23 protein-coding genes are annotated in these 21,989 nt (G+C 70.9%); 15 read left to right on the top strand and 8 right to left on the bottom strand.

Features of this window, described 5'->3' with window-relative positions:
• Positions 1 to 70: 70 nt before the first annotated feature.
• Complete coding sequence (locus FNH08_RS07535) at positions 71 to 628, bottom strand: DUF5134 domain-containing protein (protein ID WP_322723948.1); 558 nt, start codon at positions 626 to 628, stop codon at positions 71 to 73.
• A 177-nt stretch (positions 629 to 805) separates the two neighbouring features.
• Between FNH08_RS07535 and FNH08_RS07540 the strand changes: the two genes are divergently transcribed.
• Together FNH08_RS07540 and FNH08_RS07545 are read left to right on the top strand one after the other, a co-directional pair.
• Positions 806 to 2,440 carry an FUSC family protein gene (locus FNH08_RS07540; protein WP_152770496.1) on the top strand — a complete coding sequence of 545 codons (1,635 nt, stop codon included), beginning with the start codon at positions 806 to 808 and terminating at the stop codon, positions 2,438 to 2,440.
• Complete coding sequence (locus FNH08_RS07545) at positions 2,437 to 2,967, top strand: MarR family winged helix-turn-helix transcriptional regulator (protein ID WP_152770497.1); 531 nt, start codon at positions 2,437 to 2,439, stop codon at positions 2,965 to 2,967. The genes FNH08_RS07540 and FNH08_RS07545 overlap by 4 nt, the downstream gene beginning before the upstream one ends.
• 40 nt (positions 2,968 to 3,007) lie before the next feature.
• On the opposite strand, the gene FNH08_RS07550 is transcribed toward FNH08_RS07545, so the two are convergent.
• The gene (locus tag FNH08_RS07550) at positions 3,008 to 3,400 is read right to left on the bottom strand and encodes a VOC family protein (RefSeq protein WP_152770498.1); all 393 of its coding nucleotides are present in this window, start codon (positions 3,398 to 3,400) and stop codon (positions 3,008 to 3,010) included.
• A 78-nt stretch (positions 3,401 to 3,478) separates the two neighbouring features.
• Here FNH08_RS07550 and FNH08_RS07555 point away from each other — a divergent pair, with 78 nt between their 5' ends.
• Positions 3,479 to 4,057 carry a GNAT family N-acetyltransferase gene (locus FNH08_RS07555; protein WP_152770500.1) on the top strand — a complete coding sequence of 193 codons (579 nt, stop codon included), beginning with the start codon at positions 3,479 to 3,481 and terminating at the stop codon, positions 4,055 to 4,057.
• Here the strand turns inward: FNH08_RS07555 and FNH08_RS07560 are convergent.
• Positions 4,047 to 4,730: a glycerophosphodiester phosphodiesterase gene (locus FNH08_RS07560; RefSeq protein WP_152770501.1), complete on the bottom strand. Its 684-nt coding sequence runs from the start codon at positions 4,728 to 4,730 to the stop codon at positions 4,047 to 4,049. The genes FNH08_RS07555 and FNH08_RS07560 overlap by 11 nt on opposite strands.
• A gap of 411 nt (positions 4,731 to 5,141) precedes the next feature.
• On the opposite strand from FNH08_RS07560, the gene FNH08_RS07565 reads away from it, so the two are divergent.
• The 5 genes from FNH08_RS07565 (at position 5,142) to FNH08_RS07585 (ending at position 9,806) form a co-directional block, all read left to right on the top strand.
• Positions 5,142 to 6,539, top strand: a complete 1,398-nt coding sequence (locus FNH08_RS07565; RefSeq protein ID WP_152770503.1) for a DUF6421 family protein — start codon at positions 5,142 to 5,144, stop codon at positions 6,537 to 6,539.
• A gap of 44 nt (positions 6,540 to 6,583) precedes the next feature.
• Entirely contained in the window at positions 6,584 to 7,345 is a 762-nt protein-coding gene (locus FNH08_RS07570) for an SDR family NAD(P)-dependent oxidoreductase (RefSeq protein ID WP_152770504.1), read from the top strand.
• A complete protein-coding gene (locus FNH08_RS07575) occupies positions 7,342 to 8,412 on the top strand; it encodes a threonine aldolase family protein (protein WP_322723949.1) in 1,071 nt (356 codons plus the stop codon). Before FNH08_RS07570 ends, FNH08_RS07575 begins: the two co-directional genes overlap by 4 nt.
• 90 nt (positions 8,413 to 8,502) lie before the next feature.
• Positions 8,503 to 9,099 (top strand): transglutaminase domain-containing protein, encoded by a 597-nt coding sequence (locus FNH08_RS07580; protein ID WP_152770506.1) that lies wholly within the window; start codon positions 8,503 to 8,505, stop codon positions 9,097 to 9,099.
• A gap of 8 nt (positions 9,100 to 9,107) precedes the next feature.
• On the top strand, positions 9,108 to 9,806 hold the full coding sequence (locus tag FNH08_RS07585; RefSeq protein WP_152770508.1) for a B3/B4 domain-containing protein: 699 nt from the start codon (positions 9,108 to 9,110) through the stop codon (positions 9,804 to 9,806).
• A 124-nt stretch (positions 9,807 to 9,930) separates the two neighbouring features.
• Here FNH08_RS07585 and FNH08_RS07590 read toward each other — a convergent pair whose 3' ends face one another.
• Positions 9,931 to 10,659 carry a lysophospholipid acyltransferase family protein gene (locus FNH08_RS07590; RefSeq protein WP_152770510.1) on the bottom strand — a complete coding sequence of 243 codons (729 nt, stop codon included), beginning with the start codon at positions 10,657 to 10,659 and terminating at the stop codon, positions 9,931 to 9,933.
• Between the two features lie 184 nt (positions 10,660 to 10,843).
• Positions 10,844 to 11,260, bottom strand: a complete 417-nt coding sequence (locus tag FNH08_RS07595) for a DUF4395 domain-containing protein (protein WP_152770512.1) — start codon at positions 11,258 to 11,260, stop codon at positions 10,844 to 10,846.
• A gap of 75 nt (positions 11,261 to 11,335) precedes the next feature.
• Between FNH08_RS07595 and FNH08_RS07600 the strand changes: the two genes are divergently transcribed.
• From FNH08_RS07600 to FNH08_RS07615, 4 genes are all read left to right on the top strand, one after another.
• Entirely contained in the window at positions 11,336 to 11,749 is a 414-nt protein-coding gene (locus FNH08_RS07600) for a thioredoxin family protein (RefSeq protein WP_152770513.1), read from the top strand.
• 223 nt (positions 11,750 to 11,972) lie between these two features.
• Complete coding sequence (locus tag FNH08_RS07605; protein WP_152770515.1) at positions 11,973 to 12,482, top strand: flavin reductase family protein; 510 nt, start codon at positions 11,973 to 11,975, stop codon at positions 12,480 to 12,482.
• 228 nt (positions 12,483 to 12,710) lie between these two features.
• Positions 12,711 to 13,496: an electron transfer flavoprotein subunit beta/FixA family protein gene (locus FNH08_RS07610; protein ID WP_322723951.1), complete on the top strand. Its 786-nt coding sequence runs from the start codon at positions 12,711 to 12,713 to the stop codon at positions 13,494 to 13,496.
• Positions 13,497 to 13,553: 57 nt separating this feature from the next.
• A complete protein-coding gene (locus FNH08_RS07615; protein WP_152770517.1) occupies positions 13,554 to 14,516 on the top strand; it encodes an electron transfer flavoprotein subunit alpha/FixB family protein in 963 nt (320 codons plus the stop codon).
• A 94-nt stretch (positions 14,517 to 14,610) separates the two neighbouring features.
• Here FNH08_RS07615 and FNH08_RS07620 read toward each other — a convergent pair whose 3' ends face one another.
• On the bottom strand, positions 14,611 to 15,516 hold the full coding sequence (locus FNH08_RS07620) for an endonuclease/exonuclease/phosphatase family protein (protein ID WP_322723953.1): 906 nt from the start codon (positions 15,514 to 15,516) through the stop codon (positions 14,611 to 14,613).
• Between the two features lie 191 nt (positions 15,517 to 15,707).
• Here FNH08_RS07620 and FNH08_RS07625 point away from each other — a divergent pair, with 191 nt between their 5' ends.
• Both FNH08_RS07625 and FNH08_RS07630 read left to right on the top strand, forming a co-directional pair.
• Positions 15,708 to 17,015 carry a DUF6986 family protein gene (locus tag FNH08_RS07625; protein WP_152770518.1) on the top strand — a complete coding sequence of 436 codons (1,308 nt, stop codon included), beginning with the start codon at positions 15,708 to 15,710 and terminating at the stop codon, positions 17,013 to 17,015.
• A gap of 96 nt (positions 17,016 to 17,111) precedes the next feature.
• Positions 17,112 to 18,965 (top strand): serine/threonine-protein kinase, encoded by a 1,854-nt coding sequence (locus FNH08_RS07630; RefSeq protein WP_322723955.1) that lies wholly within the window; start codon positions 17,112 to 17,114, stop codon positions 18,963 to 18,965.
• Positions 18,966 to 19,002: 37 nt separating this feature from the next.
• Here the strand turns inward: FNH08_RS07630 and FNH08_RS07635 are convergent, their stop codons facing one another.
• A complete protein-coding gene (locus tag FNH08_RS07635; protein ID WP_322723956.1) occupies positions 19,003 to 19,752 on the bottom strand; it encodes a hypothetical protein in 750 nt (249 codons plus the stop codon).
• 7 nt (positions 19,753 to 19,759) lie between these two features.
• Complete coding sequence (locus tag FNH08_RS07640; protein WP_152770520.1) at positions 19,760 to 20,839, bottom strand: LacI family DNA-binding transcriptional regulator; 1,080 nt, start codon at positions 20,837 to 20,839, stop codon at positions 19,760 to 19,762.
• Between the two features lie 184 nt (positions 20,840 to 21,023).
• Between FNH08_RS07640 and FNH08_RS07645 the strand changes: the two genes are divergently transcribed.
• Positions 21,024 to 21,971 carry an ROK family protein gene (locus FNH08_RS07645; protein WP_152770523.1) on the top strand — a complete coding sequence of 316 codons (948 nt, stop codon included), beginning with the start codon at positions 21,024 to 21,026 and terminating at the stop codon, positions 21,969 to 21,971.
• The last annotated feature ends 18 nt before the right edge of the window (positions 21,972 to 21,989 follow it).

The raw sequence follows: 21,989 nt of genomic DNA on the forward strand, positions 1-21,989 counted from the left end.
GGACGGCAAAGTGACGCAGACCACGGTTTCGTCGAGCCCCGAGGGCGAGGGCTCGTTCCGAGGGGCCCGGTCACAGCGCCAGCAGCATGGCGACCATCGCCATCCCCATCGACAGCCGGCTCGCCCGCGCCACCTCGGGCCGGTCGCCCCAGCCCACAGTGCCGGTGGAGCGTGGGCCGCTCGCGAGGGCCGCCACGGGGACCAGCCGGGCGCCGGTCCACAGGACGTACGCGGTGAAGTACAGCAGGAGCGCACCTGTCAGCAGGGGCACCCCGGAGACGCCGTGCGCGCCATGACCACCGGGGGCGGCGGCCATCACCGCCGCCATGTAGGTCATCGCCAGCGCGCCCACCGAGTGGTGCAGGTGGCGCCGGTTCGTCCGGGCCGCCCACAGGGCACGCAGCGCGGCCGCGCCGAACAGGACCGCGTAGGCCGGCCAGGCCCAGCGCGGCGGGGTCAGGGCGGTGGCTGGCACCGCCATCGCGGCCATGCCGAAGCCCATGAGCGCCTCACCGCCCGCGGAGCGGCGCTGCTCCTCGACGGAGCTGCGGGTCCGCAGCAGGCAGTGGACCCCGGTCGCCACGCACAGCGCGACCAGCAGCCAACCGGGCGAAACCGGTCCGTGCACCGTGCACCTCCGCGCTCGACGGCTTGGCTGGAGGACGGACAGACAGTCAGGGCATGCCCGGAGCACGCGGTGTGCACGCGAGCGCAAGGGTGTACGGGGGGCGTGCGGGAGGGGCATCGGATAGGCCGCGGATATGCCGAGATCTTTCACGAGTAAATTACCTGCTAAGGTTCTTGCATGAGCAGCATCAGACCATCACGTGCCCGCCGGCTCCCGCTCTCCGGCGCGCTGCGCGTCGGGCGGCCCTCCGACATCTGGTTCAAGCCCGCCTTGAGCGCGGTCGCCGCGGTCGCCCCGCCGAATCTGACGCTGGTGGCGCTCGGCCGTCTCGACCTCGCCCTGTACGCGATGGCCGGATCGCTCTGCGCGCTCTACGCGCACCACCGCCCGTACGCCGCTCGCGCCCGCGTTCTCGCCGGTGTCGTCCTGGGCATGCTCGGCGGTCTCGGCGTCGCGCTCGTCACGGCCTCGCTGACGACGGACGCCGTCGTCCTGGTCACGGTGGGCTCCCTGCTGGCCGCCGTGCAGAAGGCGCTGTGCGACGCGACCCGCATCGGGCCGCCCGCCAACATCATCTTCACCTTCGTCAGCTCCGCGGCCCTCTTCGTGCCGCAGAGCCTCGACCAGGTCCCGGGCCATCTCGCGTTGGCCGCCGCGGCGGGTGCCTGGGCCTGGATCGTGTGCATGGTCCCCGGTCTCGTACGGCCGCACGGGCCGGAGCGCCGGGCCGTCGCACAGGCGCTCGACGCGGCCGCCGTCCACGCCGATGTGAACTCCGAAACGGCCGAGGGGGAGGCGAGGGCCCGTGCCGCCGCCGCTGTCCAGGCCGCCTGGCACACGCTGTTCTCCACCGGCGACCGCTCGGCACCCCGGCTCGCCCTGGAACGGCTCCTGGTGCGCGCCGAGGTCGCGCTCGCCGCACCCGCCGACGCCGAGCCCGCGCGGCTGCGTGCCTGGGCCCGCGCACTGCGGGGCGCCGGGCCAGTGCCGCGGGTACGCGCCCAGGGGGACGCGGTCGACGAACTCCTCGGCGTGGAGGCGGAACGGGCGACGCCCCCACGATCGTTGTGGCGCCACCTCGGTCCGCTCACGCCCCTGGCCGCGCGCACGGCGCTCGGGTGCGCCCTCGCCGGGTACGTCTCCCTCGCGATCGGCGTCGGCCGCCCCTACTGGGCCCTGGTGACCGCCGCCTCGCTGTACCAGGCCAACCTCACCCTCACCTGGAACCGGGCCGTGCAGCGCGTCGTCGGCAACCTCGTCGGTGTGCTGGCTTTCGCGGCCGTCGCCCCGCTCGCCCACCTCGGCCGGCTCGCCCTCGTGCTGTGCTGCCTCGCCCTCACCTTCGGCACCGAGGCGCTGATCAGCCGCAACTACTGGCTCGGCAGCGTGTGCGTGACCCCGATGGCGCTGCTCGTCACCGAGTTCGTACGGTTCGAGCGGCCCGGCGAGCTGATCACCGACCGGATCCTGGACACCCTCGTCGGCGCCCTCGTGGGCTTCGTGGCGGCGGTCGCCGTCACCAACCGGCGTGCGGGCGACCGCGTCGAGAGCGCCCTCGCCGCCGCGGAACGAGCCCGCGAACACGCCGCCCGGACCGTCGCCGACGCATCCGCCACCCCCGGCGCCCTGGAAACCGCCCGCCGTGGCCTCGCCGCCGCACTCGCCGACCTGCGTGCCGCCGCCGACGCCGCGGCCGGGGAGTGGCGGCAACGTGCCCTGCCCGAGGAGCGGGTCGTGCGCGCCGAGCGAGCCGGACACCGTACGCTCGCGGCGACGGTACGACGGCACGCTTCGGAGGGCACACCGGCATGACGGCAGGCAACGGGCGGACGGCCACCGGGGACACAGTGGCCAAGGTGGTGCGCCAGTGGCAGACGGTCCACCCCGACCTGGACACCGGTCCCATGGAGATCATCGGCCGGGTGAACCGCTGTGCCGCGCTCCTCCAGCAGGCCGAGGACGCACCGCTGCGCCGCGCAGGGCTGGCCCGCCCCGAGTTCGACGTCCTCGGCACCCTGCGCCGCACCGGCCACGAACTGACTCCCAGCGAGATCGCCCGCGAGACCTTCTCCTCGGGCGCCGCCGTCACCAAACGCCTCAAGCTGCTGACGGAGCGCGGCCTGGTCGAACGGCGCGGAGACGCCCGTGACCGCCGAGTGGCCCACGTACGCCTGACCGACGCGGGACGCGACCTCGTCGACGCGATCCTCCCGGAGCAACTCGCCTACGAGAGGGCCGTACTGTCCGGGGTCGACGCCGACCGGCAGCACGACCTGGCGGCGCTGCTGGGCGAGTTGCTGATCCAGTTGGAGGGCAGGCTCGGCGCCCCGCGCGTCTGACGCGCCCTCACAGGACGGCCCCGGCCGGTGAGGCCGGTTCTCAGATCCCCGGCCGGTGCCGCAGCGGATGGTCCGCGGGTACCTCGACGAGCACGATCTCGGTGCCGTCCGGATCCGCGATCCACATCTCGACCAGCCCCCACGGCTCCTTCACCGGAGGCCGGCGCACCTCAACTCCGGCCTTCGTGAGCTCCTCGTGCGCCGCCGTCACGTCCGCGACCTGGAGCCACAGCTTCAGCGCGGGCGACGGCGGGGTCTGGGAGCGGCCGGCGACCTCCAGGAAGCCGCCGCCGAGGAAGTACACGGTGCCGCGCTCGGGGCCCGTGCCGAACTCGCGGTAGACGGGAAGGCCCAACTGCTCGCCGTAGAAGGCGCGGGAGCGGTCGGGGTCGGTGGGGCGCAGGAGGATTCGGCTGCTCAGTACGTGGACCATACATGGGGAGCGTAGTGGGCGAAGGATTACGCTCATCGGTGCCCGCGCCGTGCCACCGCCCGATCCAGGAGCCACCCCATGGACACCGCCGCCTCCGACCTGACGTTCCGCGATGCCACCGACTCCGATGTGGACGCCCTCGTCGCGCTGGTCGAGTCGGCCTACCGCGGCGACTCCAGCCGGACCGGATGGACCACCGAGGCGGACCTCCTTCGGGGGCAGCGCACCGATCCCGAGGGCGTCCTCGCGGTCATCAAGGCGCCCGACAGCCGTCTGCTCACCGTCGTGCGCAACGGCACCGTCGTCGCCTGCTGCCACCTCGAACACCGCGGCGACCACGCCTACTTCGGGATGTTCGCGGTCAGCCCGAAGCTCCAGGGCACCGGGCTCGGCAAGGTCATCATCGCGGAGGCCGAGCGGACCGCGCGCGAGACCTGGGGCGCCGACGAGATGCACATGACCGTGATCTCCGTGCGGAACGACCTCATCGCCTGGTACGAGCGGCGCGGCTACCGCCGTACGGGACGGATGACCCCCTTCCCGTACGGCGACGAGCGGTTCGGCATCCCCCAGCGCGACGACCTGCAGTTCGAGCTGCTGGTCAAGAAGCTGGTGCAGCCGGGGGCCGAAACCGCTCCCAAGTCCGTCACGCCGTGAAGCGGCCCGTGCGTTTGATCTCCGGGTAGTCGGTCGTCGCGCCGTCCAGCTGCAGCGCGCGCACCAGCCGCAGGTGGTCCTGAGTGTTCACCACCCAGCCGATGATCTTCAGGTCCGCCTTGCGGGCGTGCTCGACGATCTCCAGTGTGATCCGCCGGATGTTCAGGACGAGCGTGGTCGCACCGACCGCGGTGGCGCGCTCCACGACGTCCGTGCCGTAGCGGCTGGCCACCAGCGCGGTGCGCACGCCCGGGACGAGCCGGGCGATCTCGGCGAGCGCCTCGTCGTGGAAGGACAGCACCTCCACGCGCGAGACCAGGTCACGGCGGTGCATCACCTCCGCGAGCGCCCGCGCCGCCGCCACGTCCTTGATCTCGGCCTGGAGCGGGGCCTTCACCGCGTCCAGGACCTCCTCGAACGTCGGGACGCGCTCACCACGGCCGGCGTCCAGGGCGCGCAGCTCGGCGAGGGTCTTGTCGGCGATGGCCCCGGCGCCGTCCGTCGTACGGTCCACGTCGGCGTCGTGCATGACGACGAGGGCGCCGTCCTTGCTCAGGTGGAGGTCGAGTTCGATGAGGTCGAGGCCGGCCTGCTGCGCGGCGACGAAGGAACGGAGGGTGTTCTCGGGCTCGACGCCCATGATCCCGCGATGACCGATGGTGAGGAAGTTCAAGGTTGACTCGCTTCCGTCGACGGCGGCTCGGGCCGCGTGGCCGGAAGGGAGCGCTCCACGCGGCAAGGCCGCAGCGTAGTCGTCCGGGCGCGTGATGCATCCGGTCGTGCACGGGGTCGTGAAGGCGTGCGCCGCCAAAGAGCAGGAAGGTTCCGTCACCGACCGCAAGGATTCGGTCACTCCTGAGTGGGCGAGTCCGGCGGACGTTTGACTCCCGTCACACCGGTGCACTCAATGGGATCGACCGATGGGTCGAACGAAGCTGAAGTCGTTGTCGAATCTGCTTCGTGCAGGAAAATTGCCGGTGAATGTGAGATTCCACAGGACAACTTCCTGATGGCTGGTCTTGCGAGAACGATCCACCTCTACATACGGTGTCCTTACGCGAGGTTCTCCCGTGGAGGATGGGTCATGACGGAAATTCTTGTGCAGGTGGGTTCGGAGGAGCGGGTTCCTCCTGTGGTCAAGGTGGTGGATCACCCGGCCTGGCCCGTGCTCAAGGGTGCCGTGGAGCAGATCCGGCCATGGCAGGCCAAGGACGGCTCCATCGACTTCGACGCCGAGGGCGCCCCCGACCCGTCGGACGCCGAGCTGGCCGTGCGCCGGGTCGTCCACGCCGTCGAGGAGCTCTCGCCGCTGCTGCCGCACGACGCCGCCTACCACCAGGCGCTCGTGAAGGACCTGCGCCGCTGGGTCGACGAGGGCTTCGAGGTGCCGGACTTCCTCGACTCGCTGCTCGCCTTCCAGCCCGCGGCCCACCGCGAGGACGGCCTGCAGCACCTGGTCGTCTTCCCGATGTACACGCAGAACGGCAACCCGGACCGCAATCTGGAGGCGGTCGTCCTGCGCATGGTGTGGCCGGACTGGCTGGCCGAGCTGGAGCGCACCCGCTACGACAACCCGCTGTTCTGCGGCATCACCTTCGAGGACTTCACCGCCGGCTACGACACCAACTCGGCCGTCCTCTTCCCGGAGACCATCGCCGTGCGCCAGGCACCGGAGCGCTTCTCCTGGGGCGGTATCTTCTGCGACCGCGAGGCCGCCCGCTTCCGCCGTGTCACCGAGGCCGCCGTCGACATCCTCGGGCTCGAACTGCCGGACGACATTCGCGAGATGGTCTCCGACCAGGACCGCTGCCAGCAGGCGTTCGTCCTGTGGGACATGGTCCACGACCGCACCCACAGCCACGGCGACCTGCCCTTCGACCCGTTCATGATCAAGCAGCGGCAGCCGTTCTGGATGTACGGCCTGGAGGAGCTGCGCTGCGACCTCACCGCCTTCAGGGAGGCCGTGAAGCTGGAGGCCGACGGCTTCCCGCAGGGCCGTGACGTGCAGTACGCGGTGCTGTTCGACCGGATGTTCCGCTTCCCCGTCACCGGCGAGCGCGTCCGCAACTACGACGGTCTCGGCGGTCAGCTCCTCTTCGCCTACCTGCACAAACACGATGTCGTCCGCTGGACCGACAACAAGCTCTTCATCGACTGGCAGCGCGCCTCCCAGGTCACCAACCAGCTGTGCGCCGAGATCGAGCAGCTGTACCGCGACGGCATCGACCGCCCCAAGCTCGTGCACTGGTTCGCCGGGTACGAGCTGGTCGCCACCTACCTCGCCCCGCACCCGGGCTCCCGCTGGGCCAAGGGCCCTGAGGCCCTGGACCTCGCGCAGCCCCCGCGGAAACTCGTCGACGACGTGCTTCCGGACGAGTTTCCGCTGAGCATGTTCTATGAGGCGCTTTCCAAGAAGCTGAAAGCTGTGATCGCCTCGACCCGGGGTATCACTGCGGAGAGCGCCCAGCGGGTCGCCGCGTGAGCGCCACCCGTACCGACAACGCCCAGCCGGCTCAGGAGGCGACGATGACCAACAGGAACGGGGCACTGAGCGGTGCGGTGATCGCGGTGGCCGGGGCGGGCGGACCCGCAGGCCGGGCCACCCTGATGCGACTCGCCGACGCGGGAGCGGTCGTCGTCGGCTCCGACAACGACCCGGAGCGGCTGGCGGAGGCCGTGGACGCGGCGCGTTACGCGTACGGCGGCGCCACCGTCATCGGCGACACGGTCGACCTGCTCGACCGCCAGTCCACGCAGGACTGGGCCACCCACATCGAGAAGGACTTCGGGCGTGTCGACGGCCTCGTCCACCTCGTCGGCGGCTGGCGCGGCAGCGAGACCTTCACCAGGACGAGCCTCGACGACTGGGACCTGCTGGAGCTGCTCCTCGTCCGTACCGTGCAGCACACCTCCCTCGCCTTCCACGAGGCGCTGCAGAACAGCGACCGCGGCCGGTACGTCCTGATCAGCGCGGCGGGCGCGAGCAAGCCGACCGCGGGCAACGCCGCCTATTCCGCCGCCAAGGCCGCGGCGGAGGCGTGGACGCTGGCGCTGGCCGACTACTTCCGCAAGGCCGGGAAGGCCGAGGGGGCCGAGGGGGCGACCTCCGCGGCTGCCATCCTGGTCGTGAAGGCGTTGGTGCACGACGCGATGCGCGCCGAGCGTCCCAACGCGAAGTTCGCGGGCTTCACCGATGTCAAGGACCTCGCCGAGTCCATCGTCGGCGTCTGGGAGAAGCCCGCCGCCGAACTGAACGGAAACCGTCTGTGGCTGACCGAGAAGCCGTGAACCCTCCGAAGACCGACGCCCGTCGCCACCACGACCCGGAGATCCGCGGCTTCGCCAGCGACAACTACGCGGGGGCCCACCCCGAGGTGCTCGCCGCTCTGGCCCTGGCCAACGGCGGCCACCAGGTCGCCTACGGCGAGGACGCCTACACGGAGAACCTCCAGCAGGTGATCCGCAGCCACTTCGGTGCGAGCGCCGAGGCGTTCCCGGTCTTCAACGGCACGGGCGCCAACGTCATCGCGCTCCAGGCCGTCACCGACCGGTGGGGCGCGGTGATCTGCGCGGAGAGCGCCCACATCAACGTCGACGAGTGCGGGGCGCCCGAGCGTGTCGGCGGGCTGAAGCTGCTCACCGTCCCGACACCCGACGGCAAGCTCACGCCCGAGCTGATCGACCGGCAGGCGTACGGCTGGGAGGACGAGCACCGTGCGATGCCGCAGGTCGTCTCGATCGCCCAGAACACCGAACTCGGCACGGTCTACACGCCCGACGAGATCCGCGCGATCTGCGAGCACGCCCACGCACACGGCATGAAGGTGCACGTGGACGGCTCCCGGCTGGCCAACGCGGCGGCTTCCCTGAACGTCCCCATGCGCACGTTCACCAACGCGGTCGGGGTCGACATCCTCTCCCTGGGCGGGACGAAGAACGGCGCGATGTTCGGTGAGGCGGTAGTCGTCATCAACCAGGACGCGGTCAGCCACATGAAGCACCTGCGCAAGCTGTCCATGCAGCTCGCCTCCAAGATGCGCTTCGTCTCGGCGCAGTTGGAGGCCCTGCTCGCCAGGGACCTGTGGCTGCGCAACGCCCGGCACGCCAACGAGATGGCCCAGCGGCTCGTCGAGGGGGTGCGCGCGGTCCACGGCGTGGAGATCCTCCACCCCGTGCAGGCCAACGCGGTCTTCGCGCGTCTGCCGCACGACGTGAGCGAGCGGCTGCAGAAGCGCTATCGCTTCTACTTCTGGGACGAGGCAGCCGGCGACGTCCGCTGGATGTGCGCGTTCGACACGACCGAGGAGGACGTGGACGGGTTCGTGGCGGCGCTCAAGGAGGAGATGGCGCGATAGGTCGCCGCTGCACTTAGATCGCTGCATAGGTATGCGGTCACTCGAAAAGTCATTGACTCTCGGGTGATCGTTTTCCTATGCTCTGCCTGCATGCAGCTGATCCAGGAAACCCTTGACCTGTCCGCCTATCTGGCCGTCGACGAGGTCGTCGACCACCATCACCCCCTCGTGCGTGACGCGGCCGCGCGGCTCGCTCTCGGGGTGGAGGACTCGTATGGCTATGCGCGGTCCGCCTTCGAGTTCGTCCGGGACGTCATTCCCCACTCGCAGGACTCGGGGGACCTTCGTGTCACCTGGCGGGCCTCGGACGTCCTGGAGCAGGGCACGGGGATCTGCTACGCCAAGGCCCACGCGCTGGCCGCGCTGTTGCGGGCGGAGGACATCCCGACCGCGTTCTGCTACCAGAGGCTCGTGCATGACGACGACGGCGGCGGCCATGTGGTGCACGGTCTGGTCGCGGTGCGGTTCAACGGCGCCTGGCACCGTCAGGACCCGCGGGGCAACAAGGAGGGGGTGGACGCGCAGTTCTCCCTCGAGGGTGAGCGGCTGGCCTTCGTACCCGATCCACAGTCCAATGAGATGGACTATCCAGTGCTGTACGCTGAACCGCATCCGGTCGTACTGAGTGCCCTGAAGGCCGCCCCCGACCGGCCGTACCTCTGGAAGACGCTCCCCACCGCACTGTGAGGCAGACGATGACTCTCACGCTGACCGTGTCCGACGACGTGCGCTCCCTCGCGCCCGGCTTCACGCATGTGGTCATCGAGGCGCACGGACTTGTCAACGGGCCCACCACGGAAGACAGTTCGGCGCTCCTCGACGACGCCGCCCGTCGGCTCGCCGTACGTCTGGACGGTCGCGCCCCGCACGAGGACCCGCACATGGCGGCCTGGCGCGAGGCCTACACGGCTTTCGGCTCCAAGCCGTCGCGCACCCGCAACTCGGCCGAGGCGCTGGCCAAGCGGGCACTGTCCGAGGCCGGCCTGCCCCGGATCAACCTGCTGGTCGATCTCTACAACGCGATCAGTGTGGCCCACCTGATCCCGGTCGGCGGGGAGGACCTCGACCGCATCCAGGGCGGTATGAGCCTCGTCCGCGCGACGGGGCAGGAGGACTTCGTGACGGTCGCCGGTGGCGAGGAGGTCGTCGAACACCCCGACGCCGGAGAGGTGGTGTGGCGCGACGAGGTGGGCGTGACCTGCCGCCGCTGGAACTGGCGCCAGGGCCCGCGTACGAGGCTGGCCGAGGACAGCACCTCGGCACTCTTCCTGCTGGAGAGCCTGGCGCCGATGCCGGTCGCCGACGTCGAGACCGCCGGCGCGGAACTCGCCGAACTGCTGGAGAAGTTCAGCCCCGGGGCACGCATCACGGTGCACGAGCCGCGAACGCCGTGAGTGACCGTGGCCGACGCCGCGGGCTCGGCCACAGCCGCCGGCCGCCGTGGTCGCGAGTGGTCACGTGCGGCAGGCGCGGGGCTCGTCCTGCCGGGCGTCCGCGCCGCCTTCACGGCGAGGTCCCTCAGAGGGCCTCCGCCGCGCGGACCTCTTCCGGCGTCGGGGCCGTGCCGCCCAGGTGTGCGGGCATCCACCAGGTGTCGTCCGGGCCCTTGGGGCGTACGGGGTAGGCGCGCTGGGCGGCCTCCAGCAGCTCCTGGACGCGCTCTCGCACCTGCCGGGTGAGGGCACCCGCGTACTTGTCCTTGGACGCCTCGATGGCCTCGCCGACGCGGATCGTGATCGGGGTGTGGCTGCGCTTGAAGTTGCGCGGGTGGCCCTTGGTCCACAGCCGCTGCGTGCCCCACAGGGCCATCGGCACCAACGGGACGCCCGCCTCCTGGGCCAGTCGGGCGGCGCCGGACTTGAAGCTCTTCAGCGTGAACGACCGCGAGATCGTGGCCTCGGGGAAGATGCCCACGATCTCACCGGACCGCAGGGAGTCCAGCGCGTGCGCGTACGCCGCCTCGCCCTGGTTCCGGTCCACGGGGATGTGCTTCATGCTCCGCATGAGCGGACCGGAGATCTTGTGCCGGAACACCGACTCCTTCGCCATGAAGCGCACCAGACGCTTCTGCGGCAGGGCGGCGAGGCCGTCGAAGATGAAGTCCAGGTAGCTGATGTGATTGCTCACCAGCACGGCACCGCCCGACCGCGGGATGTTCTCCGAGCCCTTGCAGTCGATCTTCAGGTCCCAAGCCTTGAACAGGGTGACGGCAAGGCCGACGACGGGGCGGTACACAAGCTCAGCCATAGGACGGAGTGGACCCTTCTCTCTGCCAGGGAAGGGACTCCCGGCGGGAAGTTACGCAGCCGTAGGTTTACGGCATCTCGCAGATGGTGCCCCAAGAACGCACGGGGAACCAGCCCTGGAGCCGGGCAACGGCGAGATCCTCGTCACGTCGCTGGCCCGAACAACTCGTGAATCCTGCCCGCCATTACTCCGTACGTACGGTCACTCGCCGGACGAACAGGAACATTTCGCATCCCAGACAGTACCCGAACGCGGCGTTGAGAAAGGCGGCCGCGAGTGCCGCGCCGGTCGCCGCGAGCCCCAGCCACTCGGGGCCGATCGTGTATCCGACGAGTCCCACGGCCGCGAAGACGAACCCGACGGCCTGGGCGAACCGCGGCGGCTCGGGCGCCTCGAACTCGGTGGGCGGGGCGAGTCGCGGCCGTACCGCCTTCCGGAACAGCCAGCCGTACGGCGACCGCCCCACCCCGCCGGCCGCGCCCAGCGCGAACGCGAAGGTCTGCCAGGCCAGCAGCCAGGCGCTGCCCGTGATCAGCACGACTGCCAGCACCACGGTCGTCAGGGCGGCACCGAAGCGCGGCCCCCTCACGTCAATGTCCATGAATCAAGCATTCCGCAGGGGAAACGCTGAGTGGAGCCGGGAATCTTTGCAGTCTCGTGAACGCTGAAGGGTGCGATGACCGGACTGGTGGTGTGCGTGGTGGTGCTCGCGGTGGCGAGCGCCTACGGAGTGCTGCAGCGGCGGCGGAGCGGGAGAGTCAGGGTGCGCGTACGGGACGGCGACAAGCGGCTCGGTGCGGCGGAGTTGGGGGAGGGGCTCGGTGAGCGAGCCACGCTCGTCCAGTTCTCCAGCGCCTTCTGCGCGCCCTGCCGGGCCACTCGACGGGTGCTCGCCGAGGTCGCCGGGCTGGTCCCCGGGGTCGCCCACGTGGAGATCGACGCCGAGCAACACCTCGACCTCGTACGCCGCCTGGACATCCTCAAGACCCCCACCGTGCTCGTCCTCGACGCCGACGGCCGCATCGTGCGCCGCGCCACCGGCCAGCCCCGCAAGGCGGATGTGATCGCGGCACTCGGCGAGGCCGTGTGATCCGCCGACGCCCTCTCGACCGGTTCACAACGGTGACCCGTCTCCCAGATGCCGGGACGCACTTGACTGTATGCGTCAACTATCGTCAGCCTGACCGTATGCCCCCGGAACTCCTTCTCTTCGAGCGCGTCCATGTGGACCTCGCCCGGACGGCGAGCGCTCGCTGTCCGAGCTGATGAGCAGCCACGGAACCGCTCGTCACCTCCTGCAGAAGGACAACTCCATGACCGCCGGCCCCAGCCTCGGCACCGCTCAGCTCGCCTCTCCCGACCTCCTCCGCTCCGTCTTCCGCCGCCACGCGGCCGGAGTGGCCGTGATCACGGCGCAGGACGGCGACACGCCCGTCGGCTTCACCGCCACCTCGCTCACCTCGGTCTCCACCGAGCCCCCGCTGCTCTCCTTCGGCATCAGCACCGGAGCCTCCAGTTGGCCGGTGATCTCCCGGGCGGGCCACGTCGGCGTGCACATACTCGGCGAACACCAGCAGGAACTGGCCGCCACCTTCGCCCGGAGCGGCGCCGACCGCTTCGGGGCGCCCACCAAATGGCGTACGGGAGCCCAGGGAGTTCCCGTCCTGGACGATGTGCTCGCCTGGCTCGTCTGCCGCGTGGTGGCGCGGGTCCCCGCGGCGGACCACCGCATCGTCCTCGCGGAGGTCGTCCTCGGTGATCCCACGGGGGCGGGCAGTCCGCTGCTGTACCACCAGGGACGCTTCAACGGCCTGCGCGAGTGACGACTCCCGCGGACGACAAGGTGATTCCCGCTTGATTACGCAGCGTTGTCAAGGTCACAGTTCAAAGCGCTTGCTTAGAGGGAACCTACTGCGGGAGCCTAGAGTGCGTACTGGCGAGTAATATTTCGCTCGGAGCGCGGGCCGCCCCGACCGGGATCGGCCGCTTCAGGCGCCTATGCTGCCTGGTGGAAGGCAGCCCAGAAATGACGATGCAGTAGGAGAGCCGGCGTGAGCTTGAGGATCGTTGTCACTGTGAAGTACGTGCCCGACGCCACTGGCGACCGGCACTTCGCCGATGACCTGACCGTCGACCGTGACGACGTGGACGGTCTGCTCTCGGAGCTCGACGAGTACGCGGTGGAGCAGGCGCTGCAGATCGCCGAGGACGCCGACGACGCGGAGATCACCGTGCTCACCATCGGCCCCGAGGACGCCAAGGACGCGCTGCGCAAGGCGCTGTCCATGGGCGCCGACAAGGCCATTCACGTCGAGGACGACGACCTGCACGGCACCGACGCCATCGGCACCTCCCTGGTCCTGGCCAAGGCGGTCGAGAAGGCCGGCTACGACCTGGTCATCTCGGGCATGGCCTCCACCGACGGCACCATGGGTGTCGTACCGGCGCTGGTCGCCGAGCGTCTGGGCGTGCCGCAGGTGACCCTGCTGTCCGAGGTGTCCGTCGAGGACGGCGTGGTCAAGGGCCGCCGTGACGGCGACGCCGCGTCCGAGCAGCTGGAGGCGTCCCTGCCGGCCGTCGTCTCGGTCACCGACCAGTCGGGTGAGGCACGTTACCCGTCCTTCAAGGGCATCATGGCGGCCAAGAAGAAGCCGGTGGAGTCCTGGGACCTGGAGGACCTGGACATCGAGGCCGAGGAGGTCGGTCTGGAGGGCGCCTACACGGTCGTCGACTCGGCGACCGAGCGCCCGGCGCGCACCGCCGGCACGATCGTCAAGGACGAGGGCGAGGGCGGCAAGCAGCTCGCTGAGTTCCTCGCGGGCCAGAAGTTCATTTAAAGGCACCGCAGTCGCTTACCGCCCCGCACACTTCGCAAGCAGGAGAGAAGAAGTCCCATGGCTGAAGTCCTCGTCTACGTCGACCACGTGGACGGTGCCGTCCGCAAGCCCACCCTGGAGCTGCTGACCCTGGCCCGCCGCATCGGCGAGCCGGTCGCCGTCGCGCTGGGAGGCGGCGCCGCCGACACCGCCGCCGCCCTCGCCGAGCACGGCGCCGTCAAGGTCCTCACCCACGAGGCCGCCGAGTACGCCGACTACCTGGTCGTCCCGAAGGTGGACGCCCTCCAGGCCGCGTACGAGGCCGTCTCCCCGTCCGCCGTCCTGGTCCCCTCCTCCGCCGAGGGCAAGGAGATCGCCGCCCGCCTGGCGCTGCGCATCGGCTCCGGCATCATCACCGACGCCGTGGACCTGGAGGCCGGCGAGGAGGGCCCGGTGGCCACGCAGTCCGTCTTCGCCGCCTCGTTCACTACCAAGTCCCGTGTCGCCAAGGGCACCCCCGTCATCACGGTCAAGCCCAACAGCGCCGCCGTCGAGGCCGCCCCGGCCGCGGGCGCGGTCGAGGCGCTGGCCGTGTCCTTCTCCGACAAGGCCACCGGCACCAAGGTCACCGGCCGCACCCCCCGTGAGTCGACGGGCCGTCCGGAGCTGACCGAGGCCGCGATCGTGGTCTCCGGTGGCCGTGGCGTCAACGGCGCGGAGAACTTCGCGATCATCGAGGCACTCGCCGACTCCCTCGGCGCGGCCGTCGGTGCCTCGCGTGCCGCGGTGGACGCCGGCTGGTACCCGCACTCCAACCAGGTCGGCCAGACCGGCAAGAGCGTCTCCCCGCAGCTGTACATCGCCTCCGGCATCTCCGGCGCCATCCAGCACCGCGCCGGTATGCAGACCTCGAAGACGATCGTGGCGATCAACAAGGACGCCGAGGCCCCGATCTTCGACCTCGTCGACTACGGCATCGTCGGCGACCTGTTCGACGTCGTCCCGGCCCTGACCGAGGAGGTCAAGTCCCGCAAGGGCTGAGCGGCTTCGGTTGCGCCTTCTGACGTACGAGGCTCCCGCGCCCGTCCGGACATCCGGACGGGCACGGGAGCCTCGGCGCGTTCCGGGCCGCCGCTCAGCCCAGGGTCAGCGAGGCCTGCACCGGCAGATGGTCACTCGGGAACATCCCGTCGATGGAGAACGTGTTCATCGCCGCCGAGTGCGTGGTCACCCCGGGCGTGGTGAGGATCCAGTCGATGCGCCTGCCCTCGGGTCTCGGCGGCCGGTAGCCGTGGTGCGTCCCGTACGCCGCACTGCGCGTGCCCGCCTTGTCCCAGGCGTCCACGAGCCCGGCGTCCAGCATCAGGTCGTACACCGGGTTCTTGTGCGCCGCCGCGTTGAAGTCGCCGGTGACGATGACCGGCAGCGAGGGGTCGAACCCGGCGATCGTCTTGCCGATGAGCTTCGCGGAGCGCTCGCGGGCGTACTGGCTCACGCTGTCCAGATGGGTGTTGAGCGCGTAGAACTCCCGTCCACCGTCGGCGAGATCGGCGAAGCGGACCCAGGTCACCATGCGCAGCCAGTCCGCCCCCCAGGTGTTGGAGGCGATCACATACGGAGTGTCGGAAAGCCAGAAGTGGTCGAACTCGATCGGCTCCAGTCTGCGGGTGTCGTAGAAGATGGCCATGAACTCGTCCTTGCTGCCGCCCCCACGGCCGGTGCCGATCCAGTCGTAGTGCGCGCCGAGGTCCTTCTCGATCATGCGTAGCTGCTGGTAGAGCCCTTCCTGGGTGCCGATGACATGCGGTCGCTCGCGGCGCAGTAACTCCCGCATGACCGGTCGGCGCACGGCCCAGCGCGGGCTGTCGTCGACGACGGTCGCGAAGCGGACGTTGAACGTCATGACGTTCAGAGCGCCCGCGTGCTCGCCGGCCACGGCGGGCAGAGTGGACCCCGCCGTGGTCAGCAGCGGCACGCCGAGGGCGGCGGCCGCCGCGGTCCTCAGGCCTTGGCGGCGTGTCACCCGTAGGTCGTTCGGCACGCGTTCTCCTCCTCTTGGGAGCCAGGATGAAGGGTGTGTACTGCAATACGGAAGAAGAGGGTGTGACTGCTGTGATCATGGCGGATCCCACACAGAGAGGCCCTGTCCATGTGTTGACCGGCAGGAAGACGCCCGGATAGCTTCACCATACGGATTACTGATTCCGCAAAACGGAAAGTTGGAGGTCTGGGATGGGGCAGGGCCGACAGGAGCACGTGACGACGAGCCTCGCGGGTGCCGTCAGTGAGGAGATCAGCGCCTCTCTCGCCCCGATCGACGCCGAGCTGGCGCGCCACTATCCCGGCGACCCGGGCACCCGTCAGCCCGTCCACACGGTCTACGTCCCCGCGGACGTGTTCGCCGCCGACACGATTCGCTCGTGGGGCGACCGTGCCCTCGCCGCCCTCGACGAGCACGCCCCGGACGCCGCCGCCTTCGCGACCGCGCTCGGCCTCAGCGACGACCTCGCCGAGCCGGTCCACGACCGTGTCCGCGCCAAGCTGGAGCACGAGCCCGTCGAGGACCTGCGCGTCGACTTCGAGGACGGCTACGGCGCACGCCCCGACACCGAGGAGGACGAGACGGCGGCCCGCGCGGCCCGCATCGTCGCGGAGGCGTACGCCAAGGGCACGGCGGCCCCGTACATGGGCATCCGCATGAAGTGCATGGAGGCGCCCGTCCGCGACCGCGGCATCCGCACCCTCGACATCTTCCTCACCGGCCTGCTGGAGGCCGGCGGCCTGCCCGACGGGCTCGTCCTGACCCTGCCCAAGGTGACGTACGCCGAGCAGGTCACCGCCATGGTGCGGTTGCTGGAGGCATTCGAGAAGGAGCGTGAGCTGCAACCCGGCCGCCTCGGCTTCGAGATCCAGATCGAGACCAGCCAGTCCATCCTCGCCATCGACGGCACCGCGACGGTGGCCCGCATGATCCAGGCCGCCGAGGGCCGTGCCACCGGACTGCACTACGGCACCTTCGACTACAGCGCCTGCCTCGGCGTCTCGGCGGCGTACCAGGCCAGCGACCACCCGGCCGCCGACCACGCCAAGGCGATCATGCAGGTCGCGGCGGCGGGCACCGGAGTCCGCGTCTCCGACGGCTCCACCAACGTGCTGCCCGTCGGACCGACCGAGAAGGTCCACGCCGCCTGGCGGCTCCACTACGGCCTCACCCGCCGCGCACTCGCCCGCGCCTACTACCAGGGCTGGGACATGCACCCCGGTCACATCCCCACCCGGTACGCGGCCGTGTTCGCCTTCTACCGCGAGGGCTTCGAACAGGCCGCCGCGCGCCTGTCCCGGTACGCCAACCGTGCCGGCGGGGACGTGATGGACGAGCCCGCGACGGCCAAGGCGCTCAGTGGCTACCTGCTGCGCGGCCTGGACTGCGGCGCGCTCGACCTCGACGAGGTGGCCAGGGCGACCGGCGGTCTGACCCGGGCCGACCTGGAGGGCTTCGCGACACCGCGACGGGCGGACCTGACGATCTCCGGCACGTAGCGGCCCTGTCACAGCGGTGCCCTCCGGCCCCGTACGGTCACCGTCGCCCCGTAGGCTGTGCGGACCTCATTGGCGTGACACAGGAACGGGGCAACGGTGTCTTCGGGGGAGAACGGGCAGGCGGGCGGACAGGCGGACGGGACCGGCCGGGTCCTCGCCGGACGCTACCGGGTCGTGGAGCGGTTGGGCCGCGGCGGTATGGGCGTCGTCTGGCGGGCCGTCGACGAAGTACTGGGCCGCGAGGTCGCCGTCAAGGAACTGCGCACCTTCACGGACACCGCCGGGCCCGAACTCGAGGCCCTCCGGCTGCGGATGCAGCGCGAGGCGCGGGCGGCGGCGCGCATCCGGCACGCCGGAGTCGTCGCCGTGCACGACGTGGCCGAGGTCGACAGCCGCCCGCTGATCGTCATGGAGCTGGTCGACGGGCCGTCCCTGGAGGACGTCCTGCGCGAGCGCGGCCCGCTCGACCCGCGTGAGGCCGCCTCGATCGGCGCCAAGGTGATGGACGCCCTGGCCGCCGCCCATCGCGCCCGCGTACTGCACCGTGACGTCAAGCCGGGCAACATCCTGCTGGACCGCTCGGGCCGGGTCGTCCTCACCGACTTCGGCATCGCGACCATGGAGGACCCCGGCGACGACGCGAACACCCATCTGACGCGCAGCGGGCAACTCGTCGGCTCGCTCGACTACTTGGCACCAGAGCGGGCCCAGGGCCACGACCCCGGCCCCGCCTCCGACATCTGGGCCCTCGGCGCCACGCTGTACGCGGCCGTCGAGGGCTCGGCTCCCTTCCGCCGTACGTCCACCTGGTCGACGCTGACCGCCATCGTGGTCGATCCGCTGCCGGAACCGCAGCGCGCGGGACCGCTCGGTGCCGTACTCGGGCAGCTCATGGACAAGCGCCCGGAGGCCCGCCCGGACGCCGACCGGGCCCGGGAGTTGCTGGAAGCGGTGGCCGAGGGGCCCGACGCGGACACCCCGACGACGGGACTGCGTGCGCCCGCCCCGAGCTCCCGGGAGGCGACGGAACGGAACGTCCCGTCGGTACCGCCGGGCTTCGGACCGCCGCGGTCCGGCGAGAACTCCGGGCCCGGGACGGGGCCGACGGGCGGGAACGCAGGGGCCGAGGCATCACCGCCGGGCGGCCATGCCGGTGCCGGGGCGTCGCAGCCGAGCGCCGGCTCCGGGGCACCGCACACCGCGGGGAGCGCAGGGTTCGGGGCGCTCCCCGGTGACCCCGTGTCGGCGGCCACCGCCGACGCCGCTTCCACACCCACCACCCCACTACCCGGGCGCCGCAAGGGCCGCGGCCTCCTCGCCGCCGTGGCCGTCATCGTCGTGCTCGCCGCGACGGGTGTCACCGTGGCTCTTATGGACAACTCGGACGGATCCGAGGGCGACGCCGGGGCATCGACGGCCCGTAGCGGTAGCGCGACGCCCTCCGACAAGGCGAGCCGGGGATCCGCAGAACCCTCCAAGGGCGCGGACAAGCCCTCCGAGCAGGGCGACAGGAGATCTCCGTCCCCCGACGCGAAGCCGAGCGGGCGGACCGAGTCCACGCCCGAAGCGTCCGCCACGGTGTCCGAGACCGCCGGCAGCGGTACCACGGGCGGCGGTTCGGGTGACACGGGCGGGACGACCGGCGGCGGGGAGGAGCCGAGCCCCGCTCCCGCGTGCGACGCGATCGGCGGCGGCAAGTACAACTGCCAGGTGTGGCGCACCGCCACGTCGTACACCGCCTCCGGTACCGAGGTGGGCACCCTCAACGCGGGCACCAACTACTTCTACTGCCAGCAGAACCTGGGCCGCCGCGAGACCTCCGGCGAATGGACCAACGTGTGGTGGGCCAGGACGGACGACGACAGCGGCAACACGAACGTCTTCGTCAGCGACGTCTACATCAAGGGCGGAGCCAACGACGAGCCGGTGCCGGGCCTCCCGGTCTGCTGACCGCGCCCCCACCACACACCGAACGCGTCAGCTCACCTCACCTCACATAGCGCTCCAGCCCGGAGGCGACCGCCAGCTTCTCCTCGGCGAACAGCCGGGTGCCCCGGGCACACAGCCGCCGGTCGAGGCGGGCGCGGGCACAGAACTCCTCCGGTGTGACACCGAACAGCTCCCTCAACCGCGGTGTCGAGACGAGGAGTTCGGTGAGCAGGGAACGCTGGTCCCGGTGCCTGCGCGGCACGCGGTCCCCGTTGTGCAGGACGCCACGGCGGTTGACGTACACGTACGCGCCCGCCAGGGGCCGTCCGGAGTCGAGCTCGGGCTCCACCCGCACATCGCACGACGGCAGCCAGGCGCGGTTGTACGCCCCCGTCGGCGACATGACCCCCTCGCTCGCGTCGACGACCGCGAGCTGCTCGGGGTCGAGCCAGGTCAGGAACAACTCCCGTACGGTTCCGGGAGCGTTGAACGGCGACGCCGACACGTACCCCATGAGGCTCACATGCGCCGACACCCCGACATCGAGGCCGGTCACCCGCGCCTTCACCATGGGGATGGGCGTGGTGATACCGAACTCGGCCATCTTGTGGCGGAGTTGTCCCGGGCAGGCGTTCGAGCCGACCGCGAGCACCGGGACGCGGCCCTCGAACGTGTCGTGCGCGTTCAGCGGTAACATCCGGTCGCCCACGAGGAGCCCGGACTCCTCGGGCCACGCGCCGGGATAGCTCAGCGGTTCCTCGCGCGGAGCCACGGCCAGACCGAGCTCCTCCAGTGTGCGTCCCTCCACGCGCGGCTCAGTCCGCCGGGGGCAGCTCGCCCGAGCCGCGGGTGATCAGGCGGGTCGGCAGTTCGACGCGTTCCGGGGTGACGAGGGCGCCGTCCAACTGGCTGAAGAGGCGTTCGGCGGCGGTGCGGCCCAACTGGGCGGCGTCCTGGGCGACCACCGTGACGCCCGGCTGGAGCAGGTCGGCCAGCTCGAAGTCGTCGAAGCCGACGAGGGCGACCGGACGGGAGTGTGCGGCGAGGACCCGTACGACGGTGACCGTCACACGGTTGTTGCCGGCGAAGATCGCCGTGACGGGCTCGGTGCCGGACAGCATCTCCTCGGCCGCCCGGCGCACCCGCAGTGGGTCCGTGACGCCCAGGGACGTCCAGGAGTCCGCCACCGGTATGCCGGCGTCCGCCATGGCCGTGCGATAGCCGCGCAGCCGCTCGGCGGCGGTGTGGATGCGGGGCATGTCCCCGATGAAACCGATCCGGCGATGGCCGTGTGCGATGAGGTGGGCGACACCATCACAGGCACCGCCGAAGTTGTCCGACAGCACCACGTCGGCGTCGATCCGCCCCGCCGGACGGTCCACGAACACCGTGGCCACACCCGCCCTGAGTTCGGGCTCCAGATAGCGGTGGTCGTCGCCGGCCGGAATGACCACGAGACCGTCCACGCGGCGGGCGCACAGCGCGAGCACCAGCTCCTGCTCGCGGTCCGGGTCCTCCGCGCTGGAGCCGTTGATCAGCAGGGCGCCGTGGGCGCGCGCCACCTCCTCGACCGCGCGGCTGAGCGGACCGTAGAAGGGGTCCGCGAGATCCTCCAGGACCAGGCCGATGCTGGCGGTACGGCCCTTGCGCAGCACCCGCGCGCTGTCGTTGCGCCTGAAGCCCAGCGCCTCGATCGCCTCCTGCACGCGGCGCTCGGTGTCCGCGGTGACCCCCGGCTCGCCGTTGACGACCCGCGAGACCGTCTTCAGTCCGACTCCGGCCCGCGCGGCCACGTCCTTCATGGTCGGCCGGTTGCCGTAGCGGCTTCCGGCGAGGCGGTCTCCTCGGCGGGCGGCGGTCTCGGGCACGATGCGGTGTCCTGTCCTGTTGTCCATGGGTCTGCGTCGGTCCATGGGGGTGCATTCAACCTATGGGGTTGTTGTGAGCCCATGGGGTTGTATGAGGATGTGGCGTCGAGCATAGAGCCTGGACAACGTTGTCACGTACGAGGGACACTGTCCACCGCACTGGTACGTCCGGTGCGGCGGGTACGACACAGCAGCGGGAGAACTGACACTGATGCACACCGACCTCGTGGCCGCGCTCGACATCGGCGGCACCAAGATCGCCGGAGCGCTGGTGGACGGCCAGGGCCGGATCCTGGTGCGCGCCCAGCGTGCGACGCCCGCGCAGAAGGACGGCGACACCGTGATGGGGGCCGTCGAAGGGGTGCTCGGTGAGCTGACCGCCTCCCCACTGTGGAGCGGGGTGGAGGCGCTCGGCATCGGCAGCGCCGGCCCTGTGGACGCCTCCGCCGGCACGGTGAGCCCGGTGAACGTGCCCGGATGGCGTGGCTACCCGTTGGTCGAGCGGGTCCGCGCGGTCACGGGCGACCTGCCCGTCGAGCTGATCGGCGACGGCGTGGCCATCACGGCCGCCGAGCACTGGCAGGGTGCTGCCCGCGGCCACGACAACGCGCTGTGCATGGTCGTGTCCACGGGGGTCGGTGGCGGACTCGTCCTGAACGGGCAGTTGCACCCCGGGCCCACCGGTAACGCGGGCCACATCGGGCATATCAGTGTGGACCTCGACGGTGATCTGTGCCCGTGTGGTTCGCGTGGCTGCGTGGAGCGCATCGCGAGCGGTCCCAACATCGCGCGCCGCGCCCTGGAGAACGGCTGGCGGCCCGGGCCCGACGGCGATGCCTCGGCCGCCGCGGTGGCCGCCGCCGCGCGGGGCGGTGACCCGGTGGCCCTGGCCTCCTTCGAGCGGGCCGCCCAGGCGCTGGCGGCGGGGATCGCGGCGACCGCCACGCTCGTGGAGATCGACATCGCTGTGATCGGTGGGGGAGTGGGGAAGGCGGGCGACGTCCTCCTGGCTCCGTTGCGTGCGGCGCTCAAGAACTACGCCACGTTGTCGTTCGTTCAGCGGTTGACGGTGACGTCGGCGCAGATGGGGACGGATGCGGGGCTTGTCGGTGCGGCGGCCGCGGTGCTGGCGCGGAGGGGGAGTGCTACGGCGGTGTGAGGGGGCGGTGTTTTGATC

Source organism: Streptomyces spongiae (assembly GCF_009377185.1).
GTDB lineage: Bacteria > Actinomycetota > Actinomycetes > Streptomycetales > Streptomycetaceae > Streptomyces > Streptomyces spongiae.

Coding starts and splice junctions, on each gene's coding strand:
- FNH08_RS07590 (WP_152770510.1), bottom strand. CDS start 10,659: ATGGCTGAGCTTGTGTACCGCCCCGTCGTCGGCCTTGCCGTCACCCTG.
- FNH08_RS07565 (WP_152770503.1), top strand. CDS start 5,142: ATGACGGAAATTCTTGTGCAGGTGGGTTCGGAGGAGCGGGTTCCTCCT.
- FNH08_RS07645 (WP_152770523.1), top strand. CDS start 21,024: ATGCACACCGACCTCGTGGCCGCGCTCGACATCGGCGGCACCAAGATC.
- FNH08_RS07540 (WP_152770496.1), top strand. CDS start 806: ATGAGCAGCATCAGACCATCACGTGCCCGCCGGCTCCCGCTCTCCGGC.
- FNH08_RS07605 (WP_152770515.1), top strand. CDS start 11,973: ATGACCGCCGGCCCCAGCCTCGGCACCGCTCAGCTCGCCTCTCCCGAC.
- FNH08_RS07615 (WP_152770517.1), top strand. CDS start 13,554: ATGGCTGAAGTCCTCGTCTACGTCGACCACGTGGACGGTGCCGTCCGC.
- FNH08_RS07580 (WP_152770506.1), top strand. CDS start 8,503: ATGCAGCTGATCCAGGAAACCCTTGACCTGTCCGCCTATCTGGCCGTC.
- FNH08_RS07550 (WP_152770498.1), bottom strand. CDS start 3,400: ATGGTCCACGTACTGAGCAGCCGAATCCTCCTGCGCCCCACCGACCCC.
- FNH08_RS07600 (WP_152770513.1), top strand. CDS start 11,336: ATGACCGGACTGGTGGTGTGCGTGGTGGTGCTCGCGGTGGCGAGCGCC.
- FNH08_RS07545 (WP_152770497.1), top strand. CDS start 2,437: ATGACGGCAGGCAACGGGCGGACGGCCACCGGGGACACAGTGGCCAAG.
- FNH08_RS07555 (WP_152770500.1), top strand. CDS start 3,479: ATGGACACCGCCGCCTCCGACCTGACGTTCCGCGATGCCACCGACTCC.
- FNH08_RS07570 (WP_152770504.1), top strand. CDS start 6,584: ATGACCAACAGGAACGGGGCACTGAGCGGTGCGGTGATCGCGGTGGCC.
- FNH08_RS07625 (WP_152770518.1), top strand. CDS start 15,708: ATGGGGCAGGGCCGACAGGAGCACGTGACGACGAGCCTCGCGGGTGCC.
- FNH08_RS07585 (WP_152770508.1), top strand. CDS start 9,108: ATGACTCTCACGCTGACCGTGTCCGACGACGTGCGCTCCCTCGCGCCC.
- FNH08_RS07640 (WP_152770520.1), bottom strand. CDS start 20,839: ATGGACAACAGGACAGGACACCGCATCGTGCCCGAGACCGCCGCCCGC.
- FNH08_RS07595 (WP_152770512.1), bottom strand. CDS start 11,260: ATGGACATTGACGTGAGGGGGCCGCGCTTCGGTGCCGCCCTGACGACC.